Consider the following 13215-nt stretch of genomic DNA (forward strand, 5'->3'; position numbering starts at 1 on the left):
TATTTGTTAGTTTATATCCGTTTTTTTGATAAAAAATTATTGAATATTTAATTTTTCAAACGTTTTCGTTGATAAATAATAGTAAAAGTGGACATTAATTGCTATTCTATCAAAAAAAAGGTTGAATAAAATTTATTCAACCTCTGGAACTTCAATTGGTTTTTTACTTTCCGTTTTTTTGGATTCTTCTTTCTTTTTTCTATCATTCGAATTTAGATAAATATACTCAGGATTTAGTTCAGAATCTGGTGGTATATTTTCTTTATAAGGATCGTTATTTTTGTCTTTTTCAATCTGATTTGGTGTGAATATTTTTCTCCACAATTCATTAAAATTATCAAAATCTACATTGTAAGACAATCCAATTCCTTGAGTGTATCCCGTTCCAATACCTATATAACTAATTTCATTTTCTTTATTAAAAGCTCTAGCTCTCAATGAATTATCTTTATTTAACTGATATTGAAGTTCTACATTACCAACAATACCCGATTGACTTAAACCTCCAACAGGAACTCCAACTTTACCATTTATAGATAACTTTTCATTGATTTGAGAGCTAATATTAAAACCCAATTGATCTGATATTTCATTGGCTCTTGAACCCGAATTATATGATAAATTAAATTTAACCTTATCATCTTCACTTGAAATGATTCCGTCTAATAAACTTTGTGCTGTTTCAGATAAAGTTGTAGCATAGTAATCACTTGCTGCTCCACCTGCTGCAATGTAACTACCGGTTGCTAAAACAGATAATGCTTGACGTTGTTTGGTATCTCTATCTGATAATTTATACTGAATTTCTGACTTATAAACTGATCCAACATTAGGATAATCTAATGAAAATTCTGTGTTTGGATTTTCTAAATCTCCTGTAATGTCAATTATAACCTGTGTTTCTACTTTTCTGTTGGAAATAGAAGAGCTTTCAAGTAAAACTGAAGGATTAGTTTGTGCTGTATAAATCGCTCTTAAATCTAATTCTGCTTTCAAAGGATCGCCTCTCCAAACAATAGTTCCTAATTTTTCAACATTGAATTTTTTTGATATAATGCCTCCATATTTAAAATTGTACTCTCCTTCATAAATGGTATAATCTCCAAACATTTGAAAAGTTCCGTTGGTATTTATATCCATAAACAAAATTCCTTCTCCTTTACCTTTCATGGCATGACCTGTTTCCTTATTGAGGATTACTTCAATTTCGGCATTTTGTTTTATATCAAAATCTAAAGCTAATTTAATTCCGTTAGTTGTAACATCTTGCTGAACTTCATTTATAGGAGCATTTTCATCAATTAAATTAATGTAAGAAACGGCACCATAATCGTCTGTTTCTTTTACAGGAATTTTAATCACTGTTCCATTTTTTGATTCTCCTTTAACATTGATGGACAAAGCTTCAACTGGTCCTTTGATTGTAGCATATCCATCCATAAAAGCAGTGCCATAATAATAAGAATCCTCTGATGGTGGTGTATCTAATCCTAAAATATTATCTGATTCTATTTTAACATCTAAAACCCATTTATCAAGATTTTTGTGTTTAATGGTTCCAGAAACTATTCCTTTTGTTTTGTATTTTGTGTCTTCAATTTGAAAATTTCTAAAGAAAAACTGATTTTCAGTAAGATCAATTCTAGCTCTATCTTCTAAATCATAATCCACATTTAAATAAGGAACTTTCATTCCTGCATCTTCAAGATAAATGACACCATCAATTTCTGGATTTGAGGCGTTACCAACAATATTAGCTCTACCGGTTGCATTTCCTCTCATGTCAGAAAAAACAGAACTTAACAAAGGGCCAAGTGCCTGAATATCGAAATTTTCAAATTTGGTATCTAAAGATAAAATAGGTTTTTTGTTTACAAATTCAATAATTCCCTTGGTATAAAAATTTTCAACACCATCTTTAACTATATTGGTATTGACATTGAATTTTCTAAAAAATTCATCACTAGAAACTTTTACATTTAAATCGCCAAGCGCAAACTTATTTATTTTTAAATCAGCTACTTTTAAATCGGAAATGGGTTTGTAAATTTCGCCGTCTTGCTTGTAATCAATAAGTCCGTTAATTTTACCATCAAAAGTCAAATTATTTAAAGCTGGTGTGACTTTATTCAAATCTAAATCATTAAAATTTAGCTGTAAATCTTTGTAATTATCTCCTTTAATTTGTCCTTTAAAAGCAAAAGACTCGTCATTATTTGAAAATGACAATTCTTCAATATCAAAGTTTTTTAAGAATTTATCAAAAACTACTTTATTCTTGAAATTTTCATTTTCATTAATAAACCATAAATTATCTTTAAAAAAGACTTCTGATTTTTTAAATCCAACTACCGAATTTTTATCTTCATTGATGGTATGAAAAAGGTTTAAATCATATTTATCTTCTTGTTTTTTTCCACCTTTAAATTCTGTTCTAAAAAATAAGGTGTCATTTTGTGTAACATTAATTAAATTAAATTCAGAAACATTGTAAAACTTTGTAGAGATGCTATCCAATTCAATATAAGTGTTATAAAGAGGATTTTTATTATCTATATCAAGTGTAATGCCACTGATTTTATTTGCATTAATTTTTAAAAAAGGTGATTTTACATCTAAAGTAAATAATTCTTCATCAGCAATTATTTTACCTTTAACTCTTGTGTTTTCAGCAATTTCAATGTCAGGTAAAAGAGCACTCACAACTTTATTGTAAATGTTAAAATCAAAATTCATGTATTGATTGGGTTGCAGTTTATTTGGAGCATAATTGGCATACAAACTTCCAACGGCATTTTCTACTAACTTTATGACTTGATTAAAGCGGTATTTTCCAACAACTTTACCATCAATAATGTCGGTAGAATTAACTTTAATGGTTCTTTCTTTATTGATATCAAAGGAAGATTGCAGATTAAAATCTTCAAAGAAATACTCTTTTTTATGATTTTGATAATACAAATTTTTCAATGTTAAATCACCATAAATTTCATCAAAAGAATTTCCAATAGCATCAATTTTAATGTTACCTTTTACAATTGAAATACTGTCATTAATAAATAACTTTAAAGCTTTTAAATTGGCATAATCAATAGTTGCGCTAAAATCATATTTTCTTGATTTAGAACTCAAATCAACTAAACCATCAAAATCCATTTTAAGATTTTTATCATTACTGTTGAAATATCCTTTGAAGAAAGGCATTTTAACCTCACCATCAACATCAATATCATGATAAACATACTCATTAAAATAAAATTCGCTAATTGTTCCATCAATATTGGTGTCTAAATACTTTTTACTAAAACCTTTTCCGTTAACATCTAAATTTAAAGTTGCCGTTCCAAAGGAAGCATCACCAATTAATGTACCCAAATCAAATTGATCTAATTGAATATTACCATTATAGGAAGCTTTATCAATGTCATACAATTTATTGATGTACAAATCGGATTTAACATAACCTAATTTTGAAATCAAAGTCACATCGACAGTGATTTCTTCATAAGTCAAATCCATTGATCCATTTAAATCAAAAGTTCCTAAAACAGCTAATTTATTGGGTAATCTATCTCCTAAAACTCTTGGCATCATGTTTTTTAAACTTTGATAATTAGAGTTAATTCGATCAAAATCTCCTAGTATTTGATACGAATTGGGTGTTTTAGAAAATAAATTTTTATACGAAGCAGTTCCAATGACTTCTGTTCCAAACTTATCCGTGAAAGTTAAATTTTTAGTAGTAAAATTATTTAAAGTTCCTTTGAGATAGGTATCAACATAAAACATATTATTTTTTCCAAACTCATTATAAAAATAATTCATGTCGTTAGAAGAAATACTTGCTTTATCAAACTGAACTTCAAAAACAACTTTGTTATTAAAATCTTTAAAATCTTCAATTTTATAACGTAAAGCTACATTTCCATTCACTTGAGAATTTTCAGTTTTAAGTTTTAAGTTATCTAATAAAATATTCTTTTTTGTGTACGTAAAATCAGAAGCAAACTCGTTAACTTTAATACCTCTGTGATCTGTAAAAGTTAAAGACTGTATTTTTGTTGTAACATCACTTCCTTTGATGGCAAAATTAGAAACCTTACCGTTTAGCGATGTAAATTCAACTATTTTTGGATTTTCTAAATTATAATCATGGTAAGAAAACTTACTGTTTTTAAGTTCCATTGATTTTATTACCATTCTGAATTTTCCTGAACCTGGAGTTCCATCATCAAAAGCATCAATAAAAGCATCCAAATTGGTTGAAGTTTCTCCTTTTTCTTGAATCATATTAAGATGTAAACCATCAATAGTTAAATCACCTAAATAAGGATGACCTTCATTGTATAATTTATTGAAATCTAAAATTGAAGTTTGTAAACGCTTGATTTCAAATATATTTTTATAATTTTTATCTTTTGCAGTTACATTTTTTAATTTTATACTCCCAAAAACAGTAATAGCAACTTTTTCAATTGAAATATTAGTACCAAAATCTTTATTAATTGTAGCTGTTAAATAATGAGCAATTTTTGTTTGTACCGATGGCATGGATAACAAGATACCTGAAACTAGCAAAAGTAAAACCAATGCCAATAACGCTCGAAGTACTATTTTTTTAAATCTTTTGATACGAAAAAATGTTATAAATTTGCTAAATCAATTACAAATGATAAATTTCAAAAACAAAAATAACTATTTTTGAAAGATATTCTTTACATTAAATCAAAATTCGTGCCTCTTTTATGATAAATAAACCTATTTTTACATTAGCTATTGAAAGTTCCTGTGATGACACGTCTGCAGCTGTTTTAAAAAACGATAAAGTTTTATCAAATATTGTAGCGCGTCAAGCTATTCATGAAGAATATGGTGGAGTGGTTCCTGAATTAGCTTCAAGAGCACACCAACAAAATATTGTTCCAGTGGTTGATGTAGCTTTAAAAAAAGCTGGAATCTCTAAAAACGAACTAAATTGCATAGCATTTACGCAAGGTCCTGGATTAATGGGTTCACTCTTAGTTGGAGGTTCTTTTGCTAAATCAATGAGTAGTGCTTTGAACATTCCTTTGATTGCTGTAAATCACATGAAAGCGCATATCTTGGCTCATTTTATTGAGGAAGAGGGTTTTGATAAGCCTACTTTTCCTTTTTTAGCAATGACTATTAGTGGCGGACACACACAAATCATTAAAGTAAATAGCTTTTTTGATTTAGAAGTGATTGGCGAAACTACAGATGATGCTGTTGGAGAAGCTTATGACAAAAGTGCCAAAATATTAGGCTTTCCTTATCCAGGTGGACCATTGATTGATAAATTTGCTCAAGAAGGAAATCCTAAAGCTTTTCCTTTTACAAAACCAAAAGTGGACGGTTTAAACTTTAGTTTCAGCGGTTTGAAAACTCAAATTTTATATTTTATTCAAAAAAATGTTGCTTTAAATCCTAATTTTATTGAAGAAAATAAAGCTGATATTTGCGCTTCCATTCAATATACTATTATCAACATCTTGATGGAAAAAATAAAGATGGCTGTCCATCAAACTGGAATTAATCAAATTGCAATTGGTGGTGGAGTTTCGGCAAATTCTGGCATACGAAAAACATTAAAAGAAGCAGAACAAAAATACGGTTGGAAGACTTATATTCCAAAATTTGAATATACTACGGATAACGCTGCAATGATTGGTATTGTTGGCTATTACAACTTTTTAGAACAAAATTTTAGCGATGCTTCTATTGTTTCTAAAGCACGAATTGAATTTTAAAACACTAACATGCAATTATTCTATAATTCAGAAATAACGACTTCTTTAACTTCTTTTCAATTTGATAAAGAAGAAAGCAAACACATGATTAAAGTCTTGCGAAAAAAAGAAGGTGATACCATTTTTATAACCAACGGAAAAGGCGATTTATTTGAAGCAACAATACAAGTAGAATCCGACAGAAAATGCGAAATAGCCATCACAAAAACCACCAAATTTGAAGCTAAAAAGTATCATCTACATATTGCGATAGCTCCAACAAAACTCAACGATCGGTTTGAATGGTTTTTAGAAAAAGCTACCGAAATAGGAATCAATGAAATTACTCCAATAATTTGCGAACATTCAGAAAGAAAAGTTTATAAAATTGATCGAGCCGAAAAAATTATGCAATCGGCTATGAAACAATCCAATCAGTATTTTTTACCTAAGATAAATGAGCCTATTTCGTATAACGAGTTTTTAAAAAAAGAACATACTACCGAAAAGTTTATTGCTCATTGTGAAGAAAATCAGAAAGATTTATTGAAAAAAAGTATAAAAGCCAATCAAAACATTCTACTTTTGATTGGTCCAGAAGGTGATTTTTCTGTGAAAGAAATTCAATTAGCCTTGAAAAATAATTTTATTCCTGTATCTTTGGGAAGCAATAGATTACGAACAGAAACTGCGGGCATTGTAGGCTGTCATACTGTTGCACTTATAAACGAATAGTATGAAAAAGATTGTAATTTTTAGTGTTTTTTTACTTTGTACTTTAGGGTTTTCACAAGAGATTGCTTTGGCTAAATATTCTGGTGGAGGCGATTGGTATGCAAATCCAACTTCTCTACCTAATTTGGTGAAATATTGTAACCAAACTATTGGTACAAAGCTAAACACAAAAATTCCTACTGTTGAAGTTGGAAGTGCTGAAATATTCTCTTACCCATTTGTTCACATGACTGGACATGGAAATGTTGTTTTTAGTCCAAACGATGTTGAAAATTTGAACAGTTACTTAACTTCTGGAGGATTTCTTCATGTTGATGATAATTTTGGAATGGATGAATATGTTAGAAAAGAAATCAAAAAAATTTTCCCTAATGAGGATTTAATTGAAATTCCTGCTAATCATGACATATTTAAAGGACCATTTAATTTTCCAAACGGATTACCTAAAATTCATGAACATGAAAATAAAAAACCACAAGCTTTTGGAATTTTCATTGAAAATAAACTAGTTTTACTTTACACTTTTGAATGTGATTTGGGTGACGGTTGGGAAGATAAAGAAGTACATAATGATCCCGATTCTGTTAGGGAAAATGCCTTAAAAATGGGAGCAAATATTATAAATTTTGTATTCAAAAATTAATAAATGACTCCAAAACAACTCTCTAACGGCATATTAAGAACTTTAGCTATTTTAGCTTCAATTGCTATTGGATTATTCATTATATTTAAAATTTCAACGGTTATTGTTTATTTAATAGTTGCTATCCTTTTTACTTTAATAGCTTCTCCATTAGTTCGTTTTTTGAAAGAAAAATTCAAATTCAAAAACACGCTTGCGGTTTCCACTACTCTATTTGTTTTTTTATTATTTATAACTGGTTTTGTATTGTTGTTTGTTCCATTAATAATCAATCAAGTGGATAAATTATCCTTATTAGATATTGATTCACTCAGACAAAATTATGCTGCTGTAATCGAGCAATTATCCACTTATTTAAGTAACTATAATGTCAATTTATCCAGCCTTTTAGACAGTTCAAGCTTAATCAAAAGTATAGATTTTAATTTCATTCCTAGTTTTGTAAATGGCTTGATAAATATTTTAGGAAACATCAGTGTTGGATTAATTTCTGTTCTGTTTATATCCTTCTTTTTACTGAAAGATAAAACGTATTATTTTGAAAGTTTCAAAAGTATTTTACCTAAATCTAAAAAAACAAAAATCATTTCTTCTGTTAAAGAAAGTAAAGAATTATTATCAAAATATTTTATTGGTTTAATTCTTCAATTATTGATTGTTTTTATTTTGTATTACATCGTTTTATTGATTTTTGGAGTTGACAATGCTTTCATTATTGCCTTGTTATGTGCTGTTTTAAACATCATTCCTTATATTGGACCACTTATCGGAATTCTTTTCGCGGCGATTTTAACCATGATTAGTAATTTAAATGGCGATTTTTCTACAGAAATAATTCCTACAACTATTTACGTAATTATAGGATTTATTATTGTACAATTTATTGACAACATGATCAGTCAACCCCTAATTTTTTCAAAAAGTACCAATTCACATCCTTTAGAAATTTTTCTTATCATTCTAATTATTGGATCGTTATTTGGAATCATTGGAATGATAATCGCAGTGCCTACTTACACGATATTAAAAGTGATGGCAAAACAATTTTTTCCTAACAATACATTTGTAAAATTACTAACCAAAACAACGTAATTTTGGATTTTAAAGCCTTATTGAATCCTGAAGTTCAGCAATTTATTCAAGAAAACTTGGATGTTAATACCACACAATTAGCTTTAAAGAAAAACCCTTTCCCTAGCATTGATTATCCTTTTTTGATGAATCAAGTTGTGGCTAAAAAAAAGTCTAAAGAAAAATTACCTACTTGGTTTGAAACAAAAAACATCATTTTTCCGGCTAAAATTTCAATTGAACAAACTTCTTCTGAAACAACAGCAGCCTATAAAGCTTCTTTAATTGATGGTGAATCGTTGATTGATTTAACAGGTGGTTTTGGAATTGATACTTTCTATTTTGCAAAGCATTTCAAACAAGTTTTTCATTGTGAAATGAATGCCGAATTATCCGAAATAGTAGCACACAATTTCAATGTATTGCAACAAGATAATATTACTTGTTTGCAAGGAGATAGCTTGGTCATTTTAAAACAATTAAATAAAAAAATAGATTGGATTTTTATTGATCCTTCCAGAAGAAGTGAAACCAAAGGGAAAGTTTTTTTATTAAAAGATTGTATTCCAAATGTACCGGATTTATTGGAAGATTATTTTAAATTCAGCCACAAAATCTTGATTAAAACAGCTCCTATTTTAGACATAACTTCAGGTCTTAATGAATTAAAATTTGTGAAAAAAATTCACATTGTAGCCGTTAAAAATGAGATTAAAGAATTGCTTTGGGAAATTGAAAAAGGACATCTTGAAACTATTGAAATATCATCTGTAAATATTGAAAATGAAAAGGTTACTCATTTCGAAACCAAATACAGAGAAGAATATCTAAGCACTTTCGCAGCACCAAAAAAGTATTTGTACGAACCCAATAGTTCGATTATGAAATCAGGAAATATGGATGCTTTGTCAAAGGCATTTAATTTGGATAAATTGCACCAACATTCGCATTTATTTACATCTGACAAACTTATTGATTTTCCAGGAAGACGATTTGCAATCGATGAAATTATTCCTTTTCAAAAAGAAGCTTTAAAAAAAATAGCCAAACAAAAAATGAATTGTAGCACTCGAAATTTTCCTTTAACGGTTGATGAAATTAAGAAAAAATATAAAATTAATGATGGTGGAATAGTTTTTGCATTTTTCACAACACAATTAAATAATGAAAAAATAGTTTTACTTTGCACCAAAATTTAAAAATCATGATTAAAAAAATCGTCGTACTTCTAGTTTTTAGTTTAAACCTAGTTTCTTTGGCTCAAAACAAAGATTGTTCTATAGATTTTGAAGAAAAAACAGATTCAACGTACATAAAAAAAACAACTGATTTTATGTTGCACGAAAAAGTTTTTGGAAATGCTACTGAACTGGTCATGGCTTCCATTTTAAACAATAATGGAACCGTACTATTAAGTCTTCAAATGATTCAAAAAAGTCCTGAATTTATTCCTGCGTTTTGTTTTGATAAAAGCTCTAAAATTTACTTTCAATTAAATAACGGTAAAATCATTACTTTACTTAACGTTAGCGAAGATACTTGTGCTTCAAATTCATTCGATACTGAAACTAAAAACAATATTAAAGTCATCACCAATTATTTTGTTTTTGTTTCCGAAAATTATCAAGATTTAAAAACATCACCAATTTCATTAATGCGAATAAAATATGTAGGTGAAACTAAAGATTATGCCGTTAGAACTGAATTAAAATCAGAAATTTTAAACAAAACGGTAAATCCAAGTCTGTTTTTTATAGACAATCTTAACTGTATCGATAACTAACATAAATATTAAATTTGAAATTAAAATTATGAAAAAGTGTCTTTTTTTATTAGTTATGGTTTGCTCATCAAGCTTTTATGGCCAAGAGCATGCCTTTAAAATTAATCCTGTTGGATTTGCTTTAAAAGGTTTTGAGGCAAGTTATGAAACTGCGGTTGAAAATAACAATAGTTTTGAAATTGTATTTGCCTACAGTCAATTTGATGTTAATGATAATAAAGATGATTTTAAATCGATGGGTTTAGAAATTAAATATAAATTTTTCTTTAAAAAAGACCGGACAACTTTTGAAGGGTATTATATTGCTCCTGTGGGTACTTATGCAACGGCAGATAGAAAATCAACAAGCGAAAGGGTAAATCTTGTAGGTTTTGGGGCAATTACAGGCTATCAATGGATTTTTCAAAACAAAAAAAACAAAGGGTTTTTATTGGATTTAAACTTGGGATTAAGCAATTATTTTGTAAATGCACCCAGAACTTTAAACACTGATGATGTGGAAGGAATAAAACCACGTGTAGGAATTTCACTTGGTTACGCATTTTAGTTGTAAAAAAATTAAAAATTCTTACTTTTGCAACGATTAAAAAAATAAGAAATGGGAAGAGCATTCGAATTTAGAAAAGCTAGAAAAATGAAACGTTGGTCAGCAATGGCAAAAACGTTTACTAGAATTGGGAAAGATATTGTAATGGCCGTGAAAGAAGGTGGACCAAATCCAGAAACCAATTCACGATTAAGAGCAGTTATTCAAAATGCAAAGTCGGCCAACATGCCTAAAGATAATGTTGAAAGAGCCATAAAAAAAGCATCTGATAAAGACACTGCCAACTTTAAAGAAGTACTTTTTGAAGGGTATGCACCTCACGGAATTGCAGTTTTAATTGAAACAGCAACCGACAATAACAACAGAACTGTAGCCAACATAAGAAGTTATTTCAACAAATGCAATGGAACATTTGGAACGCAAGGTTCCGTTGAATTTATGTTTGATCACACTTGTAATTTTAGAATTCCAGCAGAAGGAATTGATGTAGAAGAATTAGAATTAGAAATGATAGATTTTGGTGTAGAAGAAATATTTGAAGATGAAGACGGCATTTTAATGTATGCCCCATTTGAAAGTTTTGGAGCAATTCAAAAAGAACTTGAAGGCCGAAATATGGAAATATTATCTTCAGGTTTTGAAAGAATTCCCCAAGTAACCAAAGAATTAACACCTGATCAAGTAGCTGATGTTGAAAAATTATTAGAAAAAATTGAAGAAGATGATGACGTTATGAACGTATATCACAGCATGCAAGAATAATCTAATTAAATTATAGTAAAGACAAAAATTTCAAAATTTAGATATATATTTGTAGTCCAATCAATTTTGAATAAAAAAACAACGAAATGAATTTTATAGTATCAAGTTCCTATTTATTAAAGCAATTACAAGTATTAGGAAGTGTAATTAACAACAGCAATACCTTACCAATATTAGATAATTTTTTATTTGAATTAGATAATAATGCGCTTAAAGTTTCTGCTTCAGATTTAGAAACTACAATGACTGCTACTTTAGATATTGAATCAAAAAGTGTGGGTAGTGTTGCTATTCCAGCGAAATTATTATTAGAAATATTAAAAACATTTCCAGAGCAGCCTCTAACATTTACTGTTGAAGATAACAATACTGTAGAAATAAGTTCTAATTCAGGTAAATATGCCTTGGCTTTTGCACCAGGTGAAGAATTCCCAAAATCTATTGCATTAGAAGATCCTTCGGTTACTCTTGTTCCTGCAGAAGTATTATCAACTGCTATTAACAAAACTATTTTTGCTGCTGGAAATGACGATTTAAGACCTGTAATGAGTGGTGTTTTCTTCCAATTTTCACCACAAAGCTTAATTTTCGTGGCAACCGATGCACACAAATTAGTAAAATATACAAGAACTGATGTAGTAGCTTCTGAAGTTGCTGAATTCATAATGCCTAAAAAACCTTTAAATATTTTAAAAGGTATTTTAGGAACATCTGATAACGAAGTTAAAATTGAATATAACGATTCTAATGCTACATTTTCCATTGAAAACTATGTGTTAATGTGTCGTTTAATCGATGGAAAATATCCAAATTACGAAGCTGTTATTCCAAAAGAGAATCCAAATAAACTAATGATCAACAGAACTCAATTTTTAAATTCTGTGCGACGTGTAGCTATTTTTGCGAACAAAACAACGCATCAAATTCGATTAAAAATTGCAGGTACTGAATTAAATATTTCTGCCGAAGATATTGATTATTCTAATAAAGCAGATGAACGTTTGACTTGTGATTATCAAGGAGATGATCTACAAATTGGTTTTAATTCTAGATTTTTATCAGAAATGTTAACCAACTTAACATCAGATGAAATTCAATTAGAAATGTCAATGCCAAACAGAGCTGGAATCCTAACTCCTATTGATGGATTAGATGAAGGTGAAACGGTTACAATGCTAGTCATGCCAGTAATGTTGAATAGTTAATTATAAGCAACTAAAATATAATAAAGCCATGAGTCATTTGATTTGTGGCTTTTTTTTCTTGATTATTGTCATCTGAACTTGATTCAGCATCTATTTTTTTAACGCAAAGCCCACAAAGTTTTTCGCACAGTATAAAGAAGATTTTAAAGATTTCTCTAATTTATTTAATCTGTGTTCCAAAAAGGACAATAAACCTAAAAGCACTGTGAAACTTAGTGTTTAACTTTGAGAAACATTGTGCTCCCATTAAATTATAACCCAAAAAACTTATTATCTTTGCAAACTAAATAGTCAATTCATTATAAATGATTCCACAAGAAACCATTGTCGCCTTAGCTACACCATCAGGATCTGGTGCCATTGCCATTATTCGATTATCTGGAAACGAGGCCATAACCATTGCTTCTTCCGTTTTTGAATCCGTTTCTGGAAAAAATATTGCTACTCAAAAAACACATACCATTCATTTGGGACATATTGTTGATGCTGGTAAAATATACGATCAAGTCTTACTTTCCATCTTTAAAAATCCAAATTCTTACACCGGAGAAGATGTGGTTGAGATTTCTTGTCATGGATCAATCTTTATTCAACAACAAATCATTCAATTATTGCTTCGTAAAGGAGCTAAAATGGCTCAAGCAGGTGAATTTACCTTAAGAGCTTTTTTAAACGGTAAATTAGATTTATCACAGGCAGAAGCTGTAGCGGATTTAATTTCT

At 29.1% G+C, this 13215-nt stretch carries 10 protein-coding genes and 1 pseudogene; 10 read left to right on the forward strand and 1 reads right to left on the reverse strand.

The genetic code is table 11. The features are described 5' to 3' along the window. Window positions 1–132 precede the first annotated feature (132 nt). Window positions 133–4551, reverse strand: a complete 4419-nt coding sequence (locus ACTF56_RS03120; protein WP_438965456.1) for a translocation/assembly module TamB domain-containing protein — start codon at window positions 4549–4551, stop codon at window positions 133–135. Window positions 4552–4745: 194 nt separating this feature from the next. On the opposite strand from ACTF56_RS03120, the gene tsaD reads away from it, so the two are divergent. From tsaD to ACTF56_RS03170, 10 genes and pseudogenes are all read left to right on the forward strand, one after another. Beyond that, window positions 4746–5768, forward strand: coding sequence for a tRNA (adenosine(37)-N6)-threonylcarbamoyltransferase complex transferase subunit TsaD (gene tsaD / locus ACTF56_RS03125; protein WP_438965457.1), 1023 nt, complete (start codon window positions 4746–4748; stop codon window positions 5766–5768). 9 nt (window positions 5769–5777) lie between these two features. Continuing rightward, window positions 5778–6482, forward strand: coding sequence for a 16S rRNA (uracil(1498)-N(3))-methyltransferase (locus tag ACTF56_RS03130; protein ID WP_438965458.1), 705 nt, complete (start codon window positions 5778–5780; stop codon window positions 6480–6482). 1 nt (window position 6483) lies between these two features. Beyond that, the gene (locus ACTF56_RS03135; protein WP_438965459.1) at window positions 6484–7125 is read left to right on the forward strand and encodes a DUF4159 domain-containing protein; all 642 of its coding nucleotides are present in this window, start codon (window positions 6484–6486) and stop codon (window positions 7123–7125) included. A gap of 3 nt (window positions 7126–7128) precedes the next feature. Continuing rightward, a complete protein-coding gene (locus tag ACTF56_RS03140; protein ID WP_438965460.1) occupies window positions 7129–8217 on the forward strand; it encodes an AI-2E family transporter in 1089 nt (362 codons plus the stop codon). 2 nt (window positions 8218–8219) lie between these two features. Further along, on the forward strand, window positions 8220–9395 hold the full coding sequence (locus ACTF56_RS03145) for a THUMP-like domain-containing protein (protein WP_438965461.1): 1176 nt from the start codon (window positions 8220–8222) through the stop codon (window positions 9393–9395). Window positions 9396–9400: 5 nt separating this feature from the next. Further along, window positions 9401–9979, forward strand: a complete 579-nt coding sequence (locus ACTF56_RS03150; protein ID WP_438965462.1) for a hypothetical protein — start codon at window positions 9401–9403, stop codon at window positions 9977–9979. A gap of 28 nt (window positions 9980–10007) precedes the next feature. Further along, window positions 10008–10526: a DUF3575 domain-containing protein gene (locus ACTF56_RS03155; protein WP_438965463.1), complete on the forward strand. Its 519-nt coding sequence runs from the start codon at window positions 10008–10010 to the stop codon at window positions 10524–10526. 51 nt (window positions 10527–10577) lie between these two features. Continuing rightward, on the forward strand, window positions 10578–11288 hold the full coding sequence (locus ACTF56_RS03160) for a YebC/PmpR family DNA-binding transcriptional regulator (RefSeq protein ID WP_438965464.1): 711 nt from the start codon (window positions 10578–10580) through the stop codon (window positions 11286–11288). A gap of 86 nt (window positions 11289–11374) precedes the next feature. Beyond that, the gene (dnaN, locus tag ACTF56_RS03165; RefSeq protein WP_438965465.1) at window positions 11375–12493 is read left to right on the forward strand and encodes a DNA polymerase III subunit beta; all 1119 of its coding nucleotides are present in this window, start codon (window positions 11375–11377) and stop codon (window positions 12491–12493) included. Window positions 12494–12798: 305 nt separating this feature from the next. Continuing rightward, window positions 12799–13215 (forward strand): annotated as a pseudogene (locus ACTF56_RS03170) (tRNA uridine-5-carboxymethylaminomethyl(34) synthesis GTPase MnmE); the annotation flags it as partial.

The sequence above is a fragment of the Flavobacterium sp. genome (assembly GCF_965657075.1).
GTDB lineage: Bacteria > Bacteroidota > Bacteroidia > Flavobacteriales > Flavobacteriaceae > Flavobacterium.

Bases quoted from the DNA above. Each gene is read 5' to 3' on its own strand.
- ACTF56_RS03140 (WP_438965460.1), top strand. From the start codon at position 7,129: ATGACTCCAAAACAACTCTCTAACGGCATATTAAGAACTTTAGCTATT.
- ACTF56_RS03160 (WP_438965464.1), top strand. From the start codon at position 10,578: ATGGGAAGAGCATTCGAATTTAGAAAAGCTAGAAAAATGAAACGTTGG.
- ACTF56_RS03135 (WP_438965459.1), top strand. From the start codon at position 6,484: ATGAAAAAGATTGTAATTTTTAGTGTTTTTTTACTTTGTACTTTAGGG.
- ACTF56_RS03155 (WP_438965463.1), top strand. From the start codon at position 10,008: ATGAAAAAGTGTCTTTTTTTATTAGTTATGGTTTGCTCATCAAGCTTT.
- ACTF56_RS03150 (WP_438965462.1), top strand. From the start codon at position 9,401: ATGATTAAAAAAATCGTCGTACTTCTAGTTTTTAGTTTAAACCTAGTT.
- ACTF56_RS03120 (WP_438965456.1), bottom strand. From the start codon at position 4,551: ATGCCATCGGTACAAACAAAAATTGCTCATTATTTAACAGCTACAATT.
- tsaD (WP_438965457.1), top strand. From the start codon at position 4,746: ATGATAAATAAACCTATTTTTACATTAGCTATTGAAAGTTCCTGTGAT.
- dnaN (WP_438965465.1), top strand. From the start codon at position 11,375: ATGAATTTTATAGTATCAAGTTCCTATTTATTAAAGCAATTACAAGTA.
- ACTF56_RS03130 (WP_438965458.1), top strand. From the start codon at position 5,778: ATGCAATTATTCTATAATTCAGAAATAACGACTTCTTTAACTTCTTTT.